The organism is Pseudomonas baetica, assembly GCF_051216495.1.
GTDB lineage: Bacteria > Pseudomonadota > Gammaproteobacteria > Pseudomonadales > Pseudomonadaceae > Aquipseudomonas > Aquipseudomonas baetica_B.
The window spans coordinates 30,111-53,594 of record NZ_JBPKAM010000027.1; the positions used below are offsets into that span (position 1 = coordinate 30,111).

Consider the following 23,484-nt stretch of genomic DNA (forward strand, 5'->3'; position numbering starts at 1 on the left):
GATTGGTTTGCGCAAAATAAGCCAATGACATAAGATTATTTTGACTGAATCAATCACTTCTTGATCAGTTCAGTCAGTTTCGAGGTGATGCACGTCTTACCAAACAATTATAAAAGGAGACCCTCGTGGCCCAGATTCCTATCAAGCGCACCATTGAACGCATCCCCGGCGGCATGATGATCGTGCCCCTGCTGATCGGCTCGCTGGTGGCAACCTTCCTGCCTGACACTCCCAAGTTTTTCGGTTCCTTCACCAACGCGTTGTTCACCGGTGCACTGCCCATTCTCGCGGTGTTCTATGTGTGCATGGGTGCAAGCATCAATATCAAGGCCACGCCCTACCTGCTCAAAAAGGGTGGAACGCTACTGGTCACGAAAGTCGGCATTGCTGTACTCATCGGCATTGTGCTCGGGCACTTCCTGGGCGAACAGCCGATTTCCTCAGGCCTCTTCGCCGGCATTTCCACCTTGGCGGTAGTCGCCGCAATGAACGACACCAACGGCGGTTTGTACATAGCGTTGATGGGGCAGTACGGCCGTTCCGAAGATGTCGGGGCCTATTCGGTGATGTCGCTGGAATCCGGACCTTTTTTGACCATGGTCACCTTGGGCATTGCCGGTCTATCGGCGTTCCCCTGGCCGACATTGGTAGGCAGCATCCTGCCGCTGGCCCTCGGCATGCTGTTGGGTAACCTCGACCGTGACATGCGCGACTTCCTGGCCAAGGCCGTTCCGGTGATGATTCCGTTCTTTGCCCTGGCCCTAGGTGCAAGCCTGGATCTGCATAACGTCTGGCAGGCTGGTTTGTTGGGACTCGCGATGGGTGTGGCGGTGGTCGTGCTGACTGGCATTCCGTTGTTCTTCGCTGATCGATTGACCGGCGGCACTGGTGTCGCGGGTGTTGCAGCAGCTACGACAGCCGGCAATGCCGCAGCGGTTCCAGCGCTGATTGCAGCGGCAAACCCTGTGTACGCCGAGGCTGCCAAGAGCGCGACCATACTGGTAGCGGCCTGCGTGGTAGTCACCGCGATCCTGGCGCCGGTGCTCACCGCCGCGGTTGCCAAACGTGTGCAACAACGTAACCCCGTCTCGGTCACCGAGCCGAGCCCAGAACTGCAAAAGCAGGAAGCCTTGCGATGAGCATTCTGATCATCGCCGACGATTTGTCCGGTGCGGCGGATTGTGCCATCGGCTTTGCCAGCGCCGGACTGCAGGCCGTGGTCACGCTCGACGCCTTGCATGATCAGCCCGATGCGCAGGTGATTGCCGCTGATACCGACACCCGGCGCCTGTCACCCGGGCAGGCTGCCGAGCGTACCGTTGCTGCATTCAAGGCGCTGCACAAGCCTGGTCAGCGGTTGTACAAAAAGATCGATTCGACCTTGCGCGGTAACTGGGCCGCCGAAGTCGCCGCACTGCAACCGCTGGCGGGGCTGGCCATCGTCGCCCCGGCGTTTCCTGCTACCGGGCGTACATTGCGCGGCGGTCGGGTATTTGTGAACGGTCAGCCACTGGAGTCCACCGACACCTGGAAACTGGAAAATGCCGACCGCCCGGCGGATATCCAGTCCATGCTCGTCGCCGCCGGCCTGGATACGGCCAAGGTGGACCTCGACACCTTGCGCGGCAACCCGGATGCACTCGTCCATCATTTCGCCGAACTTGCCCGCAGCGGTACGCAGGCGGTGATCGTCGACGCGCAAACCGAAGATGACTTGCTGACACTTGCGCGGTCGACCGCGATGCTGGACCAGGCGCTGTTCTGGATTGGTTCGGGTGGTCTGGCGCGGGAGATCGCCCGGCTGCCCGACTTTTTCGACCCTCAAACCCGGCCTATCGAAACCACCGACAGTGAATACAACCAAGCACCGATTCTGGTGCTGGTTGGCAGCCTCTCCGGCGTCTGTGAGCGGCAGTGTACGGTGCTGAAAGAGCAGGGTGGACTGAGCGAATTGATCGTACCGCCAACGGTGCTGCGCCAAGGCAGCCAGCATCGAGACTGGGCGACCTGGCAGGCCCGCATCGCTGAACAGCTCGAAGGCTGGAGTGACCTGCTCCTGCGCATCGGCCGCGATGAAGCGTTCGATCCGCAGGAGGGGGCGCACCTCTCAACGATGTTGGCTGAACTGGTCGAGCCACACTTCGCCAAGGTTGGCGGCCTGATCGCCACGGGTGGCGAGACGGCGCGGGCCATCCTGACCACTGTCGGCATCGACAGCCTGCAACTGCTGGCGGAGGTCGAAGCGGGGGTGGCTTTCGGTCGACCCTCTGCCTCCCGCCACGGCTATCGTCCGGCAATCATTACCAAGGCTGGCGCGTTCGGCACCGACCGCGCCTTGTATGCGGCATGGCAACACCTGAGCGAAATCAACGATCGCTCCCAGCCCAAACGCCCACGAATCCAAGGACTCGAATGAACACTATGAGCAACTATCTCCCCATCATTGGCATCACCATGGGCGACGCTTCGGGTGTCGGTCCGGAAATCATCGTTAAAAGCCTGACCCACGACATCGTCTACCAGCAGTGCCGGCCATTGGTGATCGGCGATGCGCGACGCCTGGAGCAGGCCAATCTGATTGTCGGCGGCAGCGCCAAAGTGCGCCGCATTGAGGATGCCACCCAGGCGCGGTACGAGGCCGGCACCATCGACTGCATTGACCTCGACCTGATCCCCGATGACTTACCGTTCGGTGAGCTGTCGCCGATTGCCGGTGATGCCGCCTACCAATACATCGCTCGAGCCGTGGAGCTGGCCGAGGCCAAGCAAATCGATGCGATCTGCACCGCGCCGCTGAACAAGGAAGCGTTGCACGCCGGTGGTCACAAATACCCCGGCCACACCGAAATGCTCGCGCACCTGACCCACGTCGACGAAGTGTCAATGATGCTGGTAGCGCCGCAGCTGCGGGTGATTCATGTCACGACCCACATCGGGATCATCGACGCGATTCGCAAGATCGAGCCGGGCCTGGTCCAGCGCACCATCGAGCGTGGCAACGCCACACTGATCAAGGCCGGCATCGCCCGCCCGCGGATTGGCGTGTGCGGGATCAACCCGCATGCCGGTGAAAACGGCCTGTTCGGTTATGGCGAAGAGGAAGAAAAAATCATTCCGGCGGTGAAGGTGCTTCAGGAGCGCGGCCTCGATGTGACCGGCCCGTTGCCGGCCGACACGCTGTTCTTCCGTGCCGGACGCGGCGACTTCGATCTGGTCGTGGCGATGTATCACGATCAGGGGCACGGTCCCGTTAAAGTCCTCGGTCTTGAAGCCGGAGTGAACGTAACCGTTGGCCTGGAAGTGATTCGCACCTCGGTCGACCACGGCACGGCTTTCGATATCGCAGGCAAGGGCATTGCCGATGAGCGCAGCCTGCTCGAAGCATTGCGTCAGGGCGCCGAGCTGGCCACGCGACGGGGATGAGCGGCGACGGTGCTGTCGTGTAAGATCGACCACCGTCCAAACAACGAGACCCGTCATGAAAGTGTCCGAACGCCACCGTGCCATCCTCGAACTCGTTCGCATCGGCGATGCCAACGTCGAGCAATTGAGCGCGGCGCTAGGGGTTTCGGAAGCAACCGTGCGACGTGACCTGACCATGCTCGCCAAACAGCGGCACCTGGTCCGTACCTATGGCGGTGCCACCGCCGTGGTGGGCGTGCATGAGCCGGAAGCCTCGCTGGAAGAACGCAAAACCAGCCAGTGGGAACAGAAAGACGCCATCGCCCTTGCAGCGGCGGCCCATGTTCAGGACGGCGATACCGTCCTGCTCGATGGCGGCACCACCTGTGCCGCACTGGCCCATCACCTGTGCTCGCGCCAGGATGTGCACGTGGTCACCAACAACTTGCTCGCCGTGATGACCCTGGCCAACGCAACGGGCGTGCGCCTGACCTTGATCGGCGGTGACTTGCGCGGCTCAAGCATGAGCACGTTGGGGCCCTTGGCGGAACTGACGTTGAGCCGGTTGAGCGTCGACAAAGCTTTTCTCGGTGCGGACGGCGTCGTCGCGGAATTCGGTTTGTGCGAAGCGAGTGCGCAGCAGGCGTATCTCAAGGAGTGCATTATCAAGCGCGCCGCTCAGATTGTGGTGTTGGCCGATACCGACAAACTGGGCCGGGCACGGCAGCAGCACTGGACGCCGATTGAGCGGGAGTGGCGGTTGATCACTTGCGCGTCGGCCGATGAAGCCGCGCTTGCACCGTTTCACGCGATTGCACAGATCACTGTGGAAACCGTGTCGGTCGATTGACCACTGCCCATTCGTGGCGAGCGAACTTGGTCCGGGCGGCGTTCCGACGATGGGCTGCATAGCGGCCCCAAAAATCTGATTTCCAACGCGCAGACTTCCTCGACCTGGCACTCATGTCGCCAACATCCAATTTAGAAGCCCGACGAACCAATTACACCACGTAACTAATGATGTTCCCGCCCCCACCTTTATCCCCTCCAGTGAACTCCCTACATTGAGCTCCAACGCCTCTCCCATCATCCCGACGGGAAGGTCACTGGAGATTTTTCAATGCCATTCGTAAGCGTCCGCATTACCCGCGACGGCGTGACCACTGAGCAGAAAGCTCAGGTGATCGCCGAAATCACTGAAACACTGGAACGCGTCCTCAACAAGCGCCCAGACCTGACCCACATCGTGATCGAGGAAGTCGACACCGATAACTGGGGTTACGCCGGGATCACCACCACCCAGTACCGCCAGCAACTGGCGCAAGAGGGGCAGTCATGACGACGTCGGTGACCATCGATTTCGTCTCCGATGTGGTGTGCCCATGGTGCGCCCTGGGCGCCACCGCGCTGGAGCAGGCGATCGAGAACGTGGCGGGTGAGGTTTCGGTGGAGTTGACCTACAAGCCTTTCGAACTGAACCCGAACATGCCGCCCGAAGGCGAGAAAGCTGTCGAGCACTTGATGCGCAAATACGGGCGCACAGCCGAAGACGTGGCTTCCGGCAAAAAGATGCAAATCGAACGCGGCGCGGCCATCGGCTTCAAGTTCGACCTGGAGAAGCGCACTCACTTCTACAACACCTTCGACGCTCACCGTTTGTTGCTGTGGGCGCTGGAAGAGGGGCGTCAGGTGCCGCTGAAGAAGATCCTGCTGCGCGCTTACTTCAGCGAAGGCCAGAACCCGAGTGATCAGCAGACGCTGGTGTGGCTGGCAGGAGAAGCCGGACTGGACGAGACCCGTGCACGTGAAGTGTTGGTGTCTGGAGCCTTTGCCGAGGAAGTGCGTGAGCTTGAGGTGTTTTACCAGCAGCGTGGCATCAATTCGGTCCCGGCCCTGGTACTGAACGGCCGTCATCTGGTGTCCGGTTCACAGTCGGTCGAGTACTACGAACAAATGCTGAGACAAATGGTGACGGCCGCCGCCGAAGCCTGATTCATCGGATTTCAAACCCCATTATTGTTAGAGGTAGTCATCATGAGCCATTCGAAAAAAGTCATCGTTATCACTGGTGCATCCCAAGGTCTCGGCGACGGCATGGTCAAGGCCTTCCGTGAACTCGGTTACCAGATTGTCGCCACTTCGCGCTCGATCAAGCCGTCCACCGATCCGGACATCCTCACCGTGGCCGGCGATATCGGCGAACCAGCGACCGCACAGCGCGTGATTCGCGAAGCCATCGCACGCTTCGGCCGTATCGATACCCTGGTCAACAACGCCGGGATCTTCATCGCCAAGCCATTCACCCAGTACACCGCCGAAGACTACGCCAATGTGTTGTCGGTGAACCTCAACGGCTTCTTCTACATCACGCAACTGGCCATCGCCGAGATGGAAAAACACGGCAGCGGTCACGTGGTCAACATCACCACCAGCCTGGTCGATCACGCCATCGACGGCGTGCCATCGGTGCTGGCATCGCTGACCAAGGGTGGATTGAACGCGGCAACCCGCTCCCTGGCCATCGAATACGCCAAGCGTGGCATTCGGGTGAACGCGGTGTCGCCAGGCATCATCAAGACCCCGATGCACGGCGAAGAAACCCACGCCGCACTGGGCGCTCTGCACCCGGTCGGACACATGGGCGAAATCGACGACATTTCTCAGGCAGTGGTGTACCTGGACAGCGCCAAGTTCGTTACCGGTGAAATCCTGCACGTCGATGGTGGTCAGAGTGCGGGTCACTAAGACCCGGTTCTTCAAACTGCAGTAACTACAAAGCCCTCGCATTGCTACGGGGGCTTTGTTTTTAGAGCAGTGATGGACATCATTTTCAGAAGCATCCGACATACGCAGAAGTGAATTCATGGTGATCTTTGATCCTTTCGTGGCATGGGGCCGCGCAACGATCACATGAAGGATAGCGAGTGGAGTATTTGAAGCGGTATCGCAATCAGGTCCACGAAAGTGTGTGGACCTTCCTGCCAGAGGTGGACCGTCATTGATGGGGTCCACAATGGATAAAGTCACTTTCGATGTAGATCGTGTGTTCTGTATTTCGTTGAGTGAGCGTGAAGACAGGCGCGCGCTGTTCCAGCAGACGGTTGCAACCCTGATTGCCAATCCGATTGAGTTTTTCTTGACGGAACGCTGCAGCGACCCGGTATGGGGTTGTTATGAATCACATCAGGCACTCGCCAACCTCGCGCTTGCTGAACATTGGCAGCGGATTCTGATTTTCGAAGACGATGCAAAACCCTATAAGTTGTGCGCCAGGCAGATCCGCTGGGTGAATCGGTTTGTCCGCGCTAAGAAATTCCAATCGCTGCATCTTGGATACAGCATGGGCCGTACCTGGCTGACGTGGTTCCCATTCGTTGCAAGAGGCGAAGTCGTGGCGCTTCATGCCTACATCCTCTCTCGCGAAGGCTGTCAGACCCTGGCCGCAACGCCTTATTCCGGTGTGCCGGTCGATGTCGTGTTCAAGCAGCGGATCAAGCAACATTGCGTATTTCCCATGCTCTTTCGTCAGCAGGGGGCAGCCGTGGCAGGCAGTGATATTCTGTCGGTCGCCATCAATGAGGATGAATGGTGGGAGCGCAACTGGAAAAAGCACCGGCGATCGTTGCTCAAGAATATTTGGCGGACGGTACTGAGGCTAAGATTCTGAAACCCAACCGCGCCGAGCCTTGGCCGTTGCGCAATTCCCATGGGCGGAATGAATAAGGGGCTGAATTCAGTGTGGACGTTTTCACTTTTGAAGTGAGGGCGTTCCGAAGCCCGGAAACAACAAAGCCCTCGTATTTCTACGAGGGCTTTGTTTTGTATGGTGCCGGCACCAGGAATCGAACCCGGGACCTACTGATTACAAGTCAGTTGCTCTACCATCTGAGCTATACCGGCGTGTCAGGGCGACGATTATAGCGATTGGACAGGTTCTGTAAACCCCTGAATTCTGACTATTTTTGCGCAGGTTGCTGCCGACGGTTTCTGATGCGCCTCGGGCGTCATCGAGCGTTGTAAAACGTGGTTCCCTGCGCGATGTCCTTGTTGACGAAAGACATGGCACCGATCGTGACGTTATCTCCAATCCTCAAGGTGTCCGCGATGATGCAACTGTTGGCGCCCACGCTGACATTGTCGCCAATCACCAGATCGTAGCTGTCCAGCCCGAGGGTCTTGATGCCAATCGTGGTGTTTTGGCGAATGAAAAAGTTGCGGCCGATTTTGACTTCGCCGGTGATCACTACGCCAGGCAGATGGGCGATGCGAAAGCCTGGACCTATTTGGGCATGGATGCTGATGTCGACGCCGTACTTGAGGTTGAGCTTTCTCTCCAGGCGCTTGGCGTACCAGCGCGCAAAACGGTTTCCCGAGTAAAAGTACTGGGCCAGTCGAAACATGAACAAGTAGCGCAGGGTGTTGTTCTTGCGGGTCCGCTTGAGGATGTTGCTGATGAGCCCTGTGCGGCTTCCGCGTTTTTTCTTGTTCGAGACTTCCGACTGCCAATGTTCTAACAAGGTATCCAGATTCAAAACGTGGCCCCGTTTATCGTGCGGTGTTGTAAAGACCTCGATAGTAGCTGCTTGCCATAACGATTCCTACGCGCGTTCAACGCCTCTATTCCAACAGTTATGCCCTTTAGAGCGAATGCTTATGCACAACGGAATTTGTAATGCACGGGTGACATGACGAATTTGTGGATCCGTTCTCATCTGTGCGCAAATCACTGTTTTTCGGGTTTTTTATTCAGGTGTATGAAAACTGAACAGTGCCGTTTCACCCTTGAAACAGCTGTAAATATTGGATCCACGAATTTTCATCAACAGAGTTATCCACAGGTTGTGGCGTTTAAGTGCATTCCGCCAGCATCAAGAAATTGCGCGGTGTGAGTGGCGTTTCACAGAAGGTGCCGAGGCGAACCGTATAACCCTGCTCGAACAGGAAAAGTGCTCGATCGAGTACCAGCCAAAGCTCCAGTGGGCGTCGGAAAAGTCCGCGCAGCAGCTCCAGATTGCGCACTTGCGCCAAGCGCCGCCAACCGGAGGTTTCCAGTGCTGGCCAATCCTGCGGGCCGATTGTGGATAACTCTTTGAGCCTGGCCAAGTGATGGCAATAGTCGGAAAACGGTTTGTCCAACCAGGTGCTGGACAGGGACGGTGTCGGCAAGTACTCGTCAACGCCACGCAGCTGCCGTTGCAGCAAGTCGAAGGCCAAGCGTCGGGCCATGGAGGTGTCGCGTTGCCGTCGCACGCGAGCACCCGCGGTGACGGTTTCGCTCATTGGTAACGCTAGATCGTCGAGGGATAGCTGCAGCTCGGATGCCTTCGCGACCGAGGACATCGGCGAGTTGTGAGCAAGACTGATCCGGTTGTAACAGCAGGGGGCGATGGCGAGTTGTTGGCAGCCTGCTGCAGTGGCGAGTCGAATCAATTGCACATGGAGATCGCCGCAGGCATGCAATGCAACAGGCGTGTGTTCGGCTTTCAATAAAGATGCGGTGTTTGCCACGAGCACATCCTGCTCGACATGCAGTGCATGCAGTTGATGACGCTGACTGAGGGCCTGGCCGCTGGCGACCAGCGCCGGATCGTATTCCAGGCAGGTCAGCTGCTGGCCGGCTTGCAGCAGACGTCGTCCCAGGTGCCCTTTGCCCGAACACCAGTCCAGCCAATGCTTCGGTGCATGGGCAAACTGCAAACGACTGGCAAACGCTTCGATCTGCTGCCACTTGCGCCCTGGCACATCGACATTTAACCGATGCCTCGCCGCATTCAGCCAAATCGTTGGCAATTCACCGACTGCACTCAGCTCAAGCGACAACGCCGCCAATGAGGCGAACGGCTCCGGCGCATCCGCGAGTTCGGCAGGCTGATTGTGAGCATTTTCCGCATCCTCCAGCGATCGCCCGCGTAGCCAGGTAGCCAGCTCGGGGTAGGAGGTTTCCCAAGGAAGCTGTAGATGAGTGAATGGCCTTGGCTTCCATAGCGCCTGATGTTTGTTCAGAAAAGCATCCAGCGCGGTGAAACGGGCGAGCAGGGCCTCGCCCGTCAGCACCTGAGGATCAACGCCCTTGGCAGGCATCGACGCGCAGCCAGCGCTCCAGCAGCTTGAAGCCGCGCACGAGCACAAAAGCCATCAGCAAATAGAACATCCCGGCCGCGAAGAAGATCTCCACCGGCAGGTAAGTCCGGGCAATGATGGTGCGAGCCATGCCGGTCAGCTCCAGCAAGGTCACGGTACTGGCCAGGGCGCTGGCCTTAAGCATGAGGATCACTTCGTTGCTGTAGGCCGGAAGGCCGATGCGCGCGGCCCGTGGCAGCATGATGTAGAACAGCGCCTTGGCCTTGGACATGCCCAGCGCGCGCGCCGCTTCGATCTCGCCTGGTGGTATCGCCTGAATGGCGCCGCGCAGGATTTCAGCGATGTAGGCCGCGGTATGCAGGGTCATGGTCGCCGTGGCGCACCAGAATGGATCGCGCAGGTAAGGCCACATCGAGCTGCTACGGATCACGTCGAACTGCGCCAGGCCGTAGTAGACGAGGAACAGTTGAACCAGCAACGGTGTACCACGGAAAAAGAAGATGTAGCCGTAGGGGAATGCCCGCACCCACCACAGGCGCGATGAGCGGGCGATACCCAGTGGAATCGCCAGCAGCAGGCCGGCGATCACGGCGATGGCCACCAGTTCCAGGGTCAGGGTTGCGCCCTGGGCCAGTTTCGGTAGCCACTTGATGATGACTTCCCAGTTCATTGGGCGCTCCTCGCGAAGCCGCGAGCGGCGCGTTTTTCCAGGAAGTGCATACCGGTCATGGCCAGAATCGTCAGGCCCAGGTACATGAACGCGGCCACCATGTAGAAGGTGAACGGTTGCTTGGATACGGTCACGCCGATTTGGGCGTGGCGCATGATTTCTTCCAGGCCGATCACGGACACCAGCGCGGTGTCCTTCATCAGGATCATGAAGAGGTTGCCCAGGCCGGGCAGGGCGATGCGCCACATCTGCGGCATGATCAACTTGGTGAAGATGCGCCATTTCGACAGGCCCAGGGCCACACCGGCTTCACGGTGCCCTTTGGGAATGGCGAGGATCGCGCCACGAAACACTTCCGTGGCGTAGGCGCCGAAGCACAGGCCCAGCGCGATCACGCCAGCGGCGAAGGCGTTGAGTTCCAGTTCGGGATTGCCGAAGAGCTCACCCAGGGCACGCATCAGGTTGACCGTACCGAAGTAGATCAACAGGACCCAGAGCAATTCCGGGATACCGCGAACCAGGGTCGAATAAGTACCGCCAAGCCATTGCAGCGGCTTGTACGGGGAAGTCTTGGCCAAGGCGCCAAGCAGACCGAGCACCAGCCCCAGGCACAGGGCCGAGAGTGCCAGTTTCACAGTCATCAGCGCGCCAGCGGCGAGCGCCGGGCCGAATCCGTAGAGGTCGATAATCATGGATTTCTTTTCAAATCGCGGCAGGCAAGGCCAGGGACCGGCGCCGTCACAAGGCGGCACCGGTCCGGCAGGTCAGTATCAATAGATGCTGAACGGGAAGTACTTGTCGTTGATCTTCTTATAGGTGCCGTCAGCGACGATTTCTTTCAACGCGACGTTCAGCTTCTCGCGGATCGGGTCGCCTTTACGTACAGCGATACCGATCTTGTCGCTTTCTTCCACCGGGTCGCCCTTGAACTCGTAGGAACGGCCAGCGTCGCTTTTCAGCCACTCGTAGTTGACGTACTTGTCGGCCAGGATGCCGTCCAGGCGACCGGAGGTCAGGTCGAGGTAGGCGTTTTCCTGGGTGTCATAGAGCTTGATGGTGATGTCGTCACCGTAGGTGTCTTCCAGGAAGGTACCGGCCAGCGTCGCGCGCTGGGCACCGATCACTTTACCTTTCAGCGCAGCCTTGTCGGTTTTGAAATCGACGTTTTTCGGCGCGATGAACTGCAGCTTGTTGGAGTAGTACGGGTCGGTGAAGTCCACCGCTTGCTTGCGCTCGTCAGTGATCGACATCGAAGAGATCAGGAAGTCGAACTTTTTGGCGTTCAGGGCGGGGATGATGCCGTCCCAGTCGGAGGTGACCACGGAGCATTCGACTTTCATCTTGGCGCACAGGGCGTCGCCGATTTCCCTGTCGAATCCAACGACCTGGCCACTGGCATCTTTGTTGTTGAACGGCGGGTAGGCCGCTTCGATGCCCATCTTCAGGGTTTCGGCCATGGCACTGGCGCTGAACGCCAGGGTGACGGCGGCGGCCAGGAAGACCTTTTTGTAGTTCTGCATGTGGGTAGCTCCGTTAGCGGTTGCTGGACATGAATTGTTTGCAGCGCGCCGAAAGCGGGTTTTCAAACACCTGCTGTGGCGATCCTTGCTCTTCTACCAGGCCCTGGTGGAGGAACACCACTTCGCTGGAAACCTGACGGGCGAAGCCCATTTCATGGGTGACCAGAAGCATGGTGCGGCCTTCTTCGGCCAGTGCGCGGATGACATTAAGTACTTCCTGGACCATTTCCGGGTCAAGCGCGGAGGTCGGTTCGTCGAACAGGATGACCTTGGGCTGCATCGCCAGGGTGCGGGCAATGGCCGCACGTTGTTGCTGGCCGCCGGACAGTTGCGCAGGGTAAGCGTGTCGCTTGTCGGCAATGCCGACCTTGGCCAGCAAGGCTTCGGCCACTTCGATGGCTTCGGCTTTGCTCTGGCCGAGCACGCGACGTGGGGCTTCGATAATGTTGTCGAGCACGCTCATGTGCGGCCACAGATTAAAGTTTTGAAATACAAAACCGATTTCGCTGCGCAGGCGATTGATCTGCTTGCCATCGGCAGCGACCAGTTCACCGTTCTTCGCGGCCTTGAGCTTGAGTTCTTCGCCGGCCACCAGGATCTGACCCTGGTGCGGGTTTTCCAGCAGGTTGATGCAACGCAGGAATGTGGACTTACCGGAACCGGAGGAGCCCAGGATCGAGATCACATCGCCGTCGCGGGCGGTCAGCGAGATGCCTTTGAGCACCTCCAGCGAACCGTAGCGTTTGTGCAAGTTGCGGATTTCAAGCGCGGGCGTGGCCTCAGCCATGTGCGTTCCTCATATATGTTGCGCTCCTGCTGTTGGCGGCCTTCCTGGCGAGGCGGCCAAGCTAGCATAGCGTTTCAAGGGCAGCCAACAGCGCTACGGGCAGCAAGCAGGTGGCATGTGGCAGGTTGTCGCATCGGCACAGCAGACTGTCGCCCCATCAACAACCGAACAGCCGTTTGAACCCAGCTTGCAGGTAAAAGCGCGGTGGCTGTCGCGTAAAAAAGGGCGCGATGGTGCCAGCTTTAGCGGGGTGTTGGAAGCGCAAACCGGCCAAACGCACTTTTAATGTGCGTTGAGCATTTTTTGGGTGTGTTTCCGGTGCGCTATTTTCGTTCCTCAAGTGGGTCGCAGGGTAACGCTTTGGCAAAGTGCCATTACTTTCAATGACTTGCGATGACTGTCCGGTCTGGATGAGATCGCCGGGCTAGAGGGTTTTGAAACATTTTGGCGCAATAATTGCGTGCAGATTCCGGAACGCCCCGTTGGTTTCTTTTTACAGAAAGGAAATTCCTACGGGATGCATGCATTCGCTTTTCCTTACAAAGGTAGTTTCAATGAGCAGTACCCAAAGCTCTAACGGCCTCGAACAGGGGCTTAAACCGCGTCACGTGACCATGCTGTCGATTGCCGGGGTTATCGGCGCCGGCTTGTTCGTTGGCTCGGGCCACGCAATCGCTGCAGCCGGCCCGGCCGTGCTGTTGGCTTACGCCGCCGCCGGTATGCTGGTGGTGTTGGTTATGCGCATGCTGGGTGAAATGGCTGTTGCCTCGCCAGACACCGGCTCCTTCTCTACCTATGCCGATCGCGCGATCGGTCACTGGGCCGGTTTCACCATCGGCTGGTTGTACTGGTGGTTCTGGGTTCTGGTAATCCCGCTGGAGGCCAACGCCGCCGCTACCATCCTGCATGCCTGGTTCCCGGGCGTGGACATCTGGGCCTTTGCCCTGGTCATCACCATGCTGCTGACCGTGACCAACCTGTTCAGCGTGAAGAACTACGGTGAGTTCGAGTTCTGGTTCGCCCTGCTCAAGGTTGTGGCGATCATCGGTTTCATTATTCTCGGCATCGCGGCGATCTTCGGCTTCCTGCCGAACAGCCAGGTCAGCGGCGTTTCGCACCTGTTCGACACCCAAGGCTTCCTGCCGAACGGCATGGGCGCGGTACTGGGTGCGATCCTGACCACCATGTTCTCCTTCATGGGTACCGAAATCGTAACCATCGCGGCCGCGGAATCGAAGAACCCTGGCAAGCAAATCTCCAAGGCCACCAACTCGGTGATCTGGCGTATCGGTTTGTTCTACCTTGTATCGATCTTCATCGTCGTGGCCCTGGTGCCATGGAACGACCCGGTTCTGGCCAGCCTTGGTTCTTACCAGACCGTGCTTGAGCGCATGGGCATCCCGAACGCCAAGATGATCGTTGATATCGTGGTGCTGGTTGCTGTTACCAGCTGCCTGAACTCCGCGCTCTACACCTCTTCGCGCATGCTGTTCTCTCTGGGCAAGCGTGGTGATGCACCGGCCATGTCCACTCGCACCAACAAGAGCGGTACGCCTTACTGGGCAGTGATGATGTCCACTGGCGCAGCGTTCTTGTGCACATTCGCCAACTACGTAGCCCCGGCTGCGGTATTCGAGTTCCTGCTGGCCAGCTCCGGCGCCATCGCGCTGCTGGTGTACCTGGTGATCGCGATCTCGCAACTGCGCATGCGCAAGCAGCGCATGGCTCGTGGCGAGAAGATCGTTTTCAGCATGTGGCTGTTCCCGGGCCTGACCTATGCAGTGATTATCTTCATCGTCGCAGCCCTGACCATCATGGGCTTCCAGGACGCCCACCGCGTGGAAATCCTGGCGACCGGTCTGCTCAGCATTCTGGTGGTTGCAGCCGGCCTGCTGGTGGCCCGCCGTCGTCGCAACGAAGGCGGTGTTGCCGCGGTTGCGCGCTGAGCCTTTTGGCTTGAGTTAGCGTCATCGAAGTAAAAAAACGGCCGCTGTCAGTGATGACAAGCGGCCGTTTTTGTTGGTGCAGGAACCCTTACTCGGCTTTTTCTTCCTGCGCATCCTGCGACTGACGGTAGACGTCCAGCGCGTCGCCGAAGTCAGTGATGAATTGCGGGTCGCTCAGCCACGCCTGGGCGGCGTCGCGGTCCATGCCATCGGCCCACATGCGGTAGTCGATCAGCATGTCGGCGGCCAGATGGGTGGCGGCCATGCCTTCGTCGTCGGCGTTTTCCATGTCCAGCAGTTCTGGATGGTCAACGATGATAAAGGCCAGATCCGACAGCAGCACGGAGAGCATTTCACTGCGGCTCGTGGCTTCCGCATCGCGCATTTTGCTGAACATCGCCAGGGTGTATTCCGGGATCGGTTCCGGAAGATCCAGGTCACTGTCCAGTGCCAGGGATTTGCGGCCGACCATGCGGATTTGCTTGGCTTTGGCTTTTGCACGCTTGGCGCGTTTCTGTTGCTTGTTCAGGGAGGCCATGGGAACTCAGTTCGGTTTCGGTTGGTTTTGGTCTTGGATGTATTTGGATGCGGCCACGTAGTCCGCCTGGAATTCCGGGGATTCGATCCATGCCAGCGCACCGTCTTCGTCGGTTTCAGTGGACCACTGGCGGTACTCGAGCAGCGCACCGATTATGAAGTCAGTCGCCGTTTCTTCGCCTTCCTGCTCCAGTACCAGTGCGAGCAGCGGATGCTCCAGAAACGCCTTGCACATGTCCTGCTGGCTGATCTTCTGCGCGTCGATCATTTCTTTGAACATATCGGTCAGGTCCACCGATTCGAAATCGATGCGGTTATCGTTCGGGTCCAGCTCGATCGGCGCGGCGGCACGTTGGGTGCGGTTCTGCTTGGCTTTGGCCTTGGCGCGGGAGGCGCGTTTTTGCTGCTTGTTGGCGGAGGCCATGGGCTTCGTTCCGTTATTCGTTGAAAGGGCAGTGGCTCAGTTGCGTGGCACGGTCCGCCCGGGAGTATCGGGGGCCAGTTTGCCGTTTTGCAGCCAGGACAATGCAATGGGCCATAGTGTGGCTTGGTATGCGCTGCGAAAAAAGGCGAAATGTCCGACTTCTTTTTCGCCAATGTCTTCGGGCCTGATACGCAGGTGCATATTGGAGCTGCCGCTGAAGTAGCCCAGCAGGCGTTCGATGGCTGCGATGGTGCCGTAAGGGTCATCGCTGAGGCTGATCGCGAGGATATTCGCGTTGACCGTGGCAAAGGGTAGGCGACCGGTGGTTGCCTGCAGGAGGCGACCGCTGGGGCGTTTTTCGTAGCGCGGCGTGGGTGTGGCCCAGTCGCGGACCACGCCGGCAGGGGTGTCCTCAAGCCAGCCAAGGCGCTTGCCAGGAAAGAAACCGCATAGCAGCGTCACGATCGGCATCACCACATGCCATTTACCGAACATGCGCCAGCGCTGAGCGGGCGCGTAATCGCGCCAGTAGGCGAACTGCGCGCCGACCGTCACCAGGCGTCGAATAAGCGGCCCCGAAGCTCCCAGTCCTGCTGCACAGCCTCCAAAGCTGTGGCCGACCACATCGACAGGCTGGCCGGGAAATTCCCTGTGTGCCCGCTGGAGCATCGCCTCGAAATCCAGGGCGCCCCAATCGGTCCATGACGCCTCCAGCCCCTTGAGCGAAGCCGGGCGCGATTCACCGATGCCGCGGTAGTCATAGGTGATGACATCGAAATCGTTGGCGAACAGGTAATCGGCGAAACGTGAGTAGTGCCGACAGCGAACCGAGGTGGCGGCGTTGATGATGACGACCGGACGGGAAGGTTCCTGGGCAGCATGCCGCCAGGTGAAACCGCCAAGGATGAAACCGTCGGCGGCAGCTTGCTTGAAAGGCTCCGCCACGACGTCCGTCGTCAGCGGCAACTCGATTTGAGTGGGGGCCAGAGGTGGCATGTCCTGCAAATTCATGGGCGCTGAACCTTTGCGGGTAGCTGCCAACGATAGTCTTCGTGCTGCGGATGAACAATCCATTGCCATTATCACGGTTCCTGATGGAGCCGTTCTTCAAGTAACGCCTGCTCTCGCTCCAGCTCCGCTCGTAGTTCCTCTTCGGAGGGAAGTACGAGTGGGTACTTGCTGGCGAATAGTTGCTCGTTGCCCTTCAGTGGCGATTAGGGCACCACGGAGTCATCTTTTGTTCGTTGGGGCCCCCAGCCCAATTCGGGGCGCACTGCGTCCCAAATTGGAAAAGTCCGAGGAGATACCGGACTGATTGGCATGGACAGTCTGATGGTAGGAGAGATATTGGCAGCACACCGTGTAGTACGTTTCGTACTGGGCTCAATTACGAATCCATCTAAAACCCGACCACTGCACCCGGTATCCAAATTACGTAACGATTGGGTTCTTTGTAGCCCGGGAGTCGTCATCATGAAGCGTTTCCATTCACTGATGTTCCCCCTCGCCACGGTTGGCATTCTGATGTTTCCCGCCATGTTGCCAGCCGCCAGTCTTGAGCCTGTCGACAGCATGGGTGTGCAGGTTCAGCGGCAGGAGCAAAACGGGATTGCTTATTTGAACGGCGGTATCGGCGAGGATGAGTCGAAAGCGATTCAGCAAACCACCGGCTACAACCTGCACATGACGTTTTCTACCGGTCCGCAAAACGAATATGTGCCCGATGTGGATGTGGTCGTTCAGAAAGCGCCGGGGCAGGTGGTTTTGACCTTGAGCCAGGCTGGCCCTCTGGTCTACGCCCAGTTGCCTCCTGGCAAGTACACCGTTGTCGCGACTCGAAATGGGGTAGAGCGACATGACACCGCGAATGTGGGCGGTGGCGCGGCGCGCAATCTGGTCTTTCACTGGAATGACCTTAAATAACCATTTCTCTGGCATCAATAGATACAAGGCGGGCGGTATGACCTTACCAAGCCATATCGCCTGTCTTGAAACTGGTGATTGTTAAATCCCTCAATGCAAAAGGCTGGAAGGGTATTGCCTTGCGGCTCGGAGCAAGCACAACTCAGCTCCCGAGCCTACAAAGTGTTGTTCCTCACGACTGTGTTGATCATGACGACGCCAATGATTGGATGATCGCAACGCGTAAAGGGTTAGTCTCGATGCTCAGCAGTTTTATGGCTAAGGCGCAGCAGACCACGATCAACATGGGTTTGATCAGTCGAGGGCCGACTCGAACGGCGGTTCGTGCACCCAATTGAGCGCCGGCGAAGGCTGCCACAGCCATGGCGATCGCTACCGGCCAGATAATCACCCCTTGGAAAATGAAAACCGAAAGAGAACCAAGATTGCAGGACGCATTGGCAAGTTTGGTAAAGCCCATGGCCCGCATCATGCCAAAGCCGCAGAGAAGTACAAATCCGGCAATGAAGAAGGAGCCCACACCTGGGCCAAATATACCGTCGTAGAAACCAAGCAGCGGCGCTACGGTAAATGAAAAAAGCAGGATGCCAATTCGCTTGCATCTATCTTCATTCGCTAACTTTGGAGAGAAAGCAAAATAGATAGCTACCAGAATTAGCATGATAGGTACGCAAACTTCCAAGTAACGCTTATCAATGGAGCTGACCAGAAAAGCTCCACTGGCTCCGCCAATAAATCCGCAGACAATCAGGGAACGGCCTTCGCGCCATTCGATCATTCCTTTACGAGCAAAGGTCGCAGTTGCAGAAACAGTTGCCGAAGCAGCCTGTAGCTTGTTGGTTGCGATTGCATTGATGGGGTCAACCCCAGCTAGAAACAATGCAGGCAATGTAATCAGTCCGCCGCCACCGGCAATCGCATCAAAAAAGCCGGCACAAAAAGCGACGAGCGCTAACATGCTAATCAGATCCCAAGTCATAACGTCCTTCTTTTCAAGTTTTCGGCAAGATGTCTAGCTGATTAATCATTCAAGATATTCTGAAAATTCAGCCTTGCAGCAGTAACGGATCCTCCGAAACAACAATTGGAGAGGAGAATTTTGACAGGCCGAAAATACGAATCAGGACGCGTCTATTGTCTTTGATTACATCCCGACAGTGCAGCGCACGAACGTTATTGATCACCATGGCCGACTCTTGTGTCAGCGAGTATTCGATCGGTGTTGCTCTGTCTATGCCCTGACAGAGAGCGGTGTATGCTGTTTTAACAAAATGTGAGGCTTTATCGTTGACTGAAAAGCGGTAGGAGTTAAAGCGGGCCGCGAATCCTATATGTTCGTTGAACTCAAGAATTGAAGCGTCGCGACCGTCTTCGCCCATACCATTTACGAAGGAGTCACTACGGGTGAAATGAAAATTTTCCGTAGTGAGCGCGAGGCAGTTGGTTATGCCGATTTTTTCGAGAATGGGTGGTAGTGGAATGACGCGCGTGGCTTCTAGGCTCGGGTTCCACAGGGCTGAAAGTATGAGAGAAGAAGGTGACGGGGAATGTCCGTTTTTTGCTTTCACAGCGCACCAGTAAGGCGCCTCGGTGTGCGGGCCAAGCGCTAGGCCGGAATGGGAGCTCAGTTCCTTGGTTTCCGGCTCGGCATCAATTTTGATAAGTCCGCCCCCCTTGAAGTTGGCAACCAATCGAACCAGTTTTCCTTCGTTATCCATGTCATAGGCAAAGGCACTGTTATCCACCAGGCTCAATAAGATCTGACTGCGGACGGCCAGGCAAAGCACGTCGTACCGATTTTCCAGAGAAACGAGGCCTGGCAATTCATTTGGAAGGCTGGAGTCGTTTATTTTTTGCAAGCCGTCAAAGATCAGCAAGGAAATGAGGCCGTTGGAGTAGGCGCCCAGTAATTCGCACTGGTGTTTCGAAAACGAGAGCTTTAATTCGGCGGCAGCCAAAGATGCTTTGAACTTGACTCCTGGTATCTGCGGTCCGCCAATAGCGGCCAACTCTTCGGCGCGTTTGTGTAGCAATGATGCCTGCCGCATATCAAAGCTGAACGTTCTGATTTCTTGTCCTGCAACAAGGTCGGTCGTTCCGACGTTTGGTTTGATAGTGCTGGTCATTGACTGCTTCCGTGTCATTTCTCTGTTCCCGGTGTTGGGTGCAGATCCTCCTTCAATTCTCACCAGTCTTCTTTTCTGCGTATGTCATCCATTTCCGGTAAAGCTTACAGAGCCTTCCGAAGGTTTCGAGAGATTGCGAGCAGGGCTGATCGGCAACGCGCAGCCCTTACTCAGTCCGAGGTTTAGCAGGTGATGCAGGTAGTGGCGGGGGGGGGGGGCGGCAGGGATAGGATGCTTTGCAGGGCGACTCAATGGTGACTTGAGCAAGTCCGCTCAAATCGCAGGCATAAAAAAACCCTGAATCTTTCGATTCAGGGTTTTCGGTATTTGGTGCCCAGAGACGGAATCGAACCGCCGACACGGGGATTTTCAATCCCCTGCTCTACCGACTGAGCTATCTGGGCAACGGGGCGCATTAAACGGGTTTTTAAGGGGGTCGTCAAGCAAGTTTTCAAAAAAAATTTAATTATTACCGTCGCTTACGTTCCGACCCCCGCAAAAGCGGGTTATTCCGACGGCGGCACGTAGCCTTCGGCCTTGGCGTATTCCTCGCCGGAGAAGTACTTGTCCATTTCGCCCTGAAGGTATTTGCGATCTTCGGCGTTCATCATGTTCAGGCGTTTTTCGTTGATCAGCAGGGTTTGGTGCTTCTGCCAGTCGGCCCAGGCCTTGGCCGAGACGTGGTCAAAAATGTCCTGGCCTTTGGCGCCCGGGAAGGGAGCGCGCTCCAGGCCTGGCAATTCTTCTTTGTACTTGCGGCACATGATGGTGCGGGTCATGACGACTCTCCTGCGTTCAATTCGACGGCCGCGCGTTCGAGCAAGGTCTTGACCGGGGCGGCGAGGCCCAGGCGCGGCGGGGTGGCGAGGTTATACCAGAGCCAGTCGGCCTCGGCCACGTGATGGCCGGTCTCCTGGACCTGAACCAGCCAGGGTTCGATGGACAATTGAAAATGGCTGAAGGTGTGCACCAGGTTCGGCAACGCCTGCTGGGCGCCCAGTTGCAGCGAGTGCTGCGAAGCCAGATGTTGCAGGTCGTCGAGGTCGTCGAGTTCCGGCAGGCTCCAGAGACCGCCCCACAGGCCCGTGGAAGGGCGACGGTAAAGCAGGATCGCGCCTTCACTGTTGGCGAGCATCGGCATCAGCGTGCGCTTCTGCGGAATGGCTTTGCGCGGCTTGGGGATCGGGTAACGGGTTTCCAGGCCCAGCATGTGTGCTTCGCAACCAATTTTCAGTGGGCAAAGCAGGCAACTGGGTTTGCTTCGAGTGCAGAGCGTCGCGCCCAGGTCCATCATCGCCTGGGTATAGGCATTGACCCGATCCTGTGGCGTGAAGCGCTCTGCGTTCGCCCACAGCTGTTTGGCGACCTTCGGCTCACCGGGGTAGCCCTCTTGCGCGGTAAAGCGCGCCAACACCCGTTTGACGTTGCCATCGAGGATCGGCGCGCGCAGGCCCATGCTGATACTGGCAATGGCGCCGGCGGTCGACAGGCCGATACCCGGCAGGTCGGTCAGTTTTTCCACGTCACGGGGAAATTCACCGCCGTACTGCTCGACGAGAATCTTCGCGGTCTTCTGCAGGTTGCGTGCGCGGGTGTAGTAACCCAGGCCGGTCCACAGGTGCAGCACTTCGTCCTCCGGCGCGGCTGCCAGGGCTTCGACCGTTGGCAGCGAAGCCATGAAGCGGTCGAAGTAGTTCAGCACCGTGCTGACCTGGGTTTGCTGCAACATGATTTCCGAGACCCACACCCGGTAGGGGTTGATGTCCTGTTGCCAAGGCAGGTCGTGACGGCCGTGGCGGTCGTACCAGTCCAGCACCGCCGTTGAAAACTGCTCGGCTTTCATCGTTTGAACAGCCCCTTGAGTGCGTCTTTGAGTTCCGGGCTGACCTTGTCGCCTAGTTTTTCGTCGATTTTCTCGCTGATCCGCTCGCCAGCCAGTTTGCTGGCGACCTGACCCATGCGCTCGTTATCCAGCCGGCAGGCCTTGGCGCCCAGTTCCAGCGGCCCACGGCAACGCAATGGCCACTCGATGCCGACGAATTTTTCGCCCACTTGGCAGGCCGGGTCCGGCATGTCGCTCTTGTCGCCTTCGACGATGATGCCTACGCGGTAGTCCATGCCCAATACACGCAGATCCACATCGCCGTCGCCGTTGACTGTCATGCCGGGGATGCGCACTTTCAGGTCCGGGTTGCTGGCCACACCGTTACGGAAATTCAGGTTGCCCTTGAGTTCCTGAAACGGCGTGTCTTTGCCCCGTGGCTCGCCACTGAGGGTTTTGCGGTTGAGCGTGGCGATGCCCTTGCACAGCTGTTGCTCAAGGTTGGCATTGAGCAGCACACCGTTGTTGATGACGAAGCTGGCGTTGCCGTTGAGGGTTTCGATCAGCGCCTTCTGGCTGTTGCCACTGCCGGTCAGGGTACTGTTGAGCGTGACCAGGCCTTTGACCGGTGGATTTTTACCCTGGCTTTCGAGGATTTTTTCCGCCGGGACATGGTTGATCTGCGTCTGCATGTTCAATACAGGCGTCTGCTGGCGCACATCGAGGGTGCCTTTGGCTTCGAAGTTGCCTTCGTACAGGTCGCCGCGCAGGTTCGCCAATGTCAGTAGCCCGCCCTGACCGTTGGCCTTGAGGACGGCGTTGTGGATCGGCAGTTTTTCCAGGGTCAACTGACCGAAAGTCAGGTCGGCATCCACATCCAGTTTGCTCAGGCGTTCTACCGGCAACAGGCGCTCATTGCTCCACGCTTCTTTGGTTGGCGCTGGCGGCAGCGGTGTGCTGCCGGCGCCCGCCATGGCATCGGCTTCGGTGCTGGCGACTTCGGCTTGTCGCACTTGTTTCGCGTTGTTGGCCTCGGCCGACTTCGGCGGCAGGTAACGGTCGACGTTAAAGGTGTCAGCCTTGAGCGTGGCGCGCAGGGATTGTTTGGCAAAGTCCTCGACGGCGATGCGCCCGCTGAAGGTGCTGTCGTCAACTTTCAGGTTTATGTCATCCAGCGTGAGACTGGTCGGGGTGCCGGCCAGGCGGCTGACCAGCTCGACCTTGGTCAGGCTGCCTTCGGCCATCGTTGGCAGTTGCTGGCCGATGCTGTCGACGAATTTCGCCAGGTCGAACTGGGCAATCGACAGGCCACCGCTGACCTGCGGGGTCTTGTCGAGATCGTTGACCTTCAGTTCACCCAGCGCGCGCAGTTGGTTGGCGGAGATCTTGATACCGGTCCATTCCGCGACATTGGCGGCCTTGTCCAGCAGCAACTGGCCCTGGGCGGCGAAGATCATGGTTTTGCCTTGCAGCGGATCGCCGGCGACTTCACCGGAAAGTTTCATGTCTTCGAGTTTGTAACGCTGCAATGCGCGTTCGAAACGCAGTTCGCCATTGAGCTCGGTGCGCACCCGCAGAACCGGCTGGTTGGTGCCCAGGAACGCGGTGAGCTTGACCGGAATATTGGTGGAATCATGTACCGGGCCAGTGCTCAGTTGAATGCTTTCCGCACTGAATTGCTTGCCGGTTTTTTCGTCGTTGTATTCGACCCGGGCGTTGTTGACGGTCAGGCTGTCGATGTCCAGGCGAATGGGTTGCGCCGGTTTTTCCACTTGAGCGGTGGTTTGTTGTTCAGGCTCGCTGGTAGCGGCAGGAGGCGTGCCAGCCGTGTTCGGAGTGGCGGGGACCTTGCCGACGTCTTCCCAGTTGCCGTGACCATCCTTGTCGCGGCTCAGGCGCAGGTTCAGACCCTCAACGCGCACGTCGCTCATCTGCACCTCGCGACGCAACAGCGGCAGCACGCGGACCGACAGGCCGAGCATCTGCAAATCGGCGAACGGCTCGGCTGGCTTGGCCAGGGTCGCCACGGCGGCGTCGTGCAGCTCCAGGCCGAGCCACGGGAACAGGCTCCAGCCGATATCGCCATTGAGCGTCAGCTCGATGTGGGCCTTGTCGCGGGCAATCTGGCGGATCTCGTCTTTGTAGTCGTTGGGATCGAAGAGGTGGGTCAGGGCGAAGCCCAGCGCCACAATGATCAGCAGCAACCCGAGAAGTACCAGACCCAGGATTTTGCCGAACGCTTTCAT

At 58.1% G+C, this 23,484-nt stretch carries 24 protein-coding genes, 2 tRNA genes and 1 pseudogene; 10 read left to right on the forward strand and 17 right to left on the reverse strand.

Annotated elements, in window-relative coordinates; translation table 11 throughout:
* Positions 1-125 precede the first annotated feature (125 nt).
* The 8 genes from ACSFE6_RS12305 (at position 126) to ACSFE6_RS12340 (ending at position 7,069) form a co-directional block, all read left to right on the forward strand.
* A complete protein-coding gene (locus tag ACSFE6_RS12305; protein ID WP_435427861.1) occupies positions 126-1,139 on the forward strand; it encodes a 2-keto-3-deoxygluconate permease in 1,014 nt (337 codons plus the stop codon).
* Positions 1,136-2,416: a four-carbon acid sugar kinase family protein gene (locus ACSFE6_RS12310; protein WP_435427862.1), complete on the forward strand. Its 1,281-nt coding sequence runs from the start codon at positions 1,136-1,138 to the stop codon at positions 2,414-2,416. Before ACSFE6_RS12305 ends, ACSFE6_RS12310 begins: the two co-directional genes overlap by 4 nt.
* Positions 2,417-2,421: 5 nt before the next feature.
* Positions 2,422-3,423 (forward strand): 4-hydroxythreonine-4-phosphate dehydrogenase PdxA, encoded by a 1,002-nt coding sequence (gene pdxA, locus ACSFE6_RS12315; RefSeq protein ID WP_435427863.1) that lies wholly within the window; start codon positions 2,422-2,424, stop codon positions 3,421-3,423.
* A gap of 55 nt (positions 3,424-3,478) precedes the next feature.
* Positions 3,479-4,252: a DeoR/GlpR family DNA-binding transcription regulator gene (locus ACSFE6_RS12320; protein ID WP_435427864.1), complete on the forward strand. Its 774-nt coding sequence runs from the start codon at positions 3,479-3,481 to the stop codon at positions 4,250-4,252.
* 270 nt (positions 4,253-4,522) lie between these two features.
* Entirely contained in the window at positions 4,523-4,741 is a 219-nt protein-coding gene (locus ACSFE6_RS12325; protein WP_008058469.1) for a tautomerase family protein, read from the forward strand.
* Complete coding sequence (locus ACSFE6_RS12330; protein ID WP_435427865.1) at positions 4,738-5,394, forward strand: DsbA family oxidoreductase; 657 nt, start codon at positions 4,738-4,740, stop codon at positions 5,392-5,394. Before ACSFE6_RS12325 ends, ACSFE6_RS12330 begins: the two co-directional genes overlap by 4 nt.
* A 42-nt stretch (positions 5,395-5,436) precedes the next feature.
* A complete protein-coding gene (locus ACSFE6_RS12335) occupies positions 5,437-6,147 on the forward strand; it encodes an SDR family NAD(P)-dependent oxidoreductase (protein WP_435427866.1) in 711 nt (236 codons plus the stop codon).
* Positions 6,148-6,415: 268 nt separating this feature from the next.
* On the forward strand, positions 6,416-7,069 hold the full coding sequence (locus tag ACSFE6_RS12340) for a hypothetical protein (protein ID WP_435427867.1): 654 nt from the start codon (positions 6,416-6,418) through the stop codon (positions 7,067-7,069).
* Between the two features lie 157 nt (positions 7,070-7,226).
* Here ACSFE6_RS12340 and ACSFE6_RS12345 read toward each other — a convergent pair.
* From ACSFE6_RS12345 to ACSFE6_RS12375, 7 genes are all read right to left on the reverse strand, one after another.
* Positions 7,227-7,302 (reverse strand) — tRNA-Thr (locus ACSFE6_RS12345).
* Between the two features lie 104 nt (positions 7,303-7,406).
* On the reverse strand, positions 7,407-7,934 hold the full coding sequence (locus ACSFE6_RS12350; RefSeq protein ID WP_435427868.1) for a serine acetyltransferase: 528 nt from the start codon (positions 7,932-7,934) through the stop codon (positions 7,407-7,409).
* Positions 7,935-8,250: 316 nt separating this feature from the next.
* Entirely contained in the window at positions 8,251-9,483 is a 1,233-nt protein-coding gene (locus ACSFE6_RS12355) for a methyltransferase (RefSeq protein WP_435427869.1), read from the reverse strand.
* Entirely contained in the window at positions 9,464-10,153 is a 690-nt protein-coding gene (locus tag ACSFE6_RS12360; RefSeq protein WP_435427870.1) for an ABC transporter permease, read from the reverse strand. Before ACSFE6_RS12360 ends, ACSFE6_RS12355 begins: the two co-directional genes overlap by 20 nt.
* Positions 10,150-10,845, reverse strand: coding sequence for an ABC transporter permease (locus ACSFE6_RS12365; protein WP_435427871.1), 696 nt, complete (start codon positions 10,843-10,845; stop codon positions 10,150-10,152). The genes ACSFE6_RS12360 and ACSFE6_RS12365 overlap by 4 nt, the downstream gene beginning before the upstream one ends.
* A gap of 78 nt (positions 10,846-10,923) precedes the next feature.
* A complete protein-coding gene (locus ACSFE6_RS12370) occupies positions 10,924-11,673 on the reverse strand; it encodes an ABC transporter substrate-binding protein (RefSeq protein WP_435427872.1) in 750 nt (249 codons plus the stop codon).
* Positions 11,674-11,686: 13 nt separating this feature from the next.
* Positions 11,687-12,460 carry an ABC transporter ATP-binding protein gene (locus tag ACSFE6_RS12375; protein WP_007972784.1) on the reverse strand — a complete coding sequence of 258 codons (774 nt, stop codon included), beginning with the start codon at positions 12,458-12,460 and terminating at the stop codon, positions 11,687-11,689.
* A gap of 554 nt (positions 12,461-13,014) precedes the next feature.
* Between ACSFE6_RS12375 and gabP the strand changes: the two genes are divergently transcribed.
* The gene (gabP, locus tag ACSFE6_RS12380) at positions 13,015-14,406 is read left to right on the forward strand and encodes a GABA permease (RefSeq protein ID WP_435427873.1); all 1,392 of its coding nucleotides are present in this window, start codon (positions 13,015-13,017) and stop codon (positions 14,404-14,406) included.
* A gap of 88 nt (positions 14,407-14,494) precedes the next feature.
* On the opposite strand, the gene ACSFE6_RS12385 is transcribed toward gabP, so the two are convergent.
* The 4 genes and pseudogenes from ACSFE6_RS12385 to ACSFE6_RS12400 form a co-directional block, all read right to left on the reverse strand.
* A complete protein-coding gene (locus ACSFE6_RS12385) occupies positions 14,495-14,944 on the reverse strand; it encodes a hypothetical protein (protein ID WP_435427874.1) in 450 nt (149 codons plus the stop codon).
* A gap of 6 nt (positions 14,945-14,950) precedes the next feature.
* Positions 14,951-15,367 (reverse strand): hypothetical protein, encoded by a 417-nt coding sequence (locus ACSFE6_RS12390; RefSeq protein WP_435427875.1) that lies wholly within the window; start codon positions 15,365-15,367, stop codon positions 14,951-14,953.
* A 36-nt stretch (positions 15,368-15,403) separates the two neighbouring features.
* A complete protein-coding gene (locus ACSFE6_RS12395; RefSeq protein WP_435427876.1) occupies positions 15,404-16,378 on the reverse strand; it encodes an alpha/beta hydrolase family protein in 975 nt (324 codons plus the stop codon).
* 71 nt (positions 16,379-16,449) lie between these two features.
* Positions 16,450-16,581: pseudogene (locus ACSFE6_RS12400) on the reverse strand (PDDEXK nuclease domain-containing protein); the annotation flags it as partial.
* Between the two features lie 259 nt (positions 16,582-16,840).
* Here ACSFE6_RS12400 and ACSFE6_RS12405 point away from each other — a divergent pair.
* A complete protein-coding gene (locus ACSFE6_RS12405; protein WP_435427893.1) occupies positions 16,841-17,290 on the forward strand; it encodes a carboxypeptidase regulatory-like domain-containing protein in 450 nt (149 codons plus the stop codon).
* A 187-nt stretch (positions 17,291-17,477) separates the two neighbouring features.
* Here ACSFE6_RS12405 and ACSFE6_RS12410 read toward each other — a convergent pair whose 3' ends face one another.
* The 6 genes from ACSFE6_RS12410 to ACSFE6_RS12435 form a co-directional block, all read right to left on the reverse strand.
* Positions 17,478-18,269 carry a TSUP family transporter gene (locus ACSFE6_RS12410; RefSeq protein ID WP_435427877.1) on the reverse strand — a complete coding sequence of 264 codons (792 nt, stop codon included), beginning with the start codon at positions 18,267-18,269 and terminating at the stop codon, positions 17,478-17,480.
* Positions 18,270-18,336: 67 nt separating this feature from the next.
* Positions 18,337-19,416 (reverse strand): hypothetical protein, encoded by a 1,080-nt coding sequence (locus ACSFE6_RS12415; RefSeq protein WP_435427878.1) that lies wholly within the window; start codon positions 19,414-19,416, stop codon positions 18,337-18,339.
* Positions 19,417-19,744: 328 nt separating this feature from the next.
* Positions 19,745-19,820 (reverse strand) — tRNA-Phe (locus ACSFE6_RS12420).
* Between the two features lie 102 nt (positions 19,821-19,922).
* On the reverse strand, positions 19,923-20,195 hold the full coding sequence (locus ACSFE6_RS12425) for an oxidative damage protection protein (RefSeq protein WP_110965884.1): 273 nt from the start codon (positions 20,193-20,195) through the stop codon (positions 19,923-19,925).
* A complete protein-coding gene (gene mutY / locus ACSFE6_RS12430) occupies positions 20,192-21,259 on the reverse strand; it encodes an A/G-specific adenine glycosylase (protein WP_435427879.1) in 1,068 nt (355 codons plus the stop codon). Before mutY ends, ACSFE6_RS12425 begins: the two co-directional genes overlap by 4 nt.
* Positions 21,256-23,484, reverse strand: a complete 2,229-nt coding sequence (locus tag ACSFE6_RS12435; protein WP_435427880.1) for an AsmA family protein — start codon at positions 23,482-23,484, stop codon at positions 21,256-21,258. Before ACSFE6_RS12435 ends, mutY begins: the two co-directional genes overlap by 4 nt.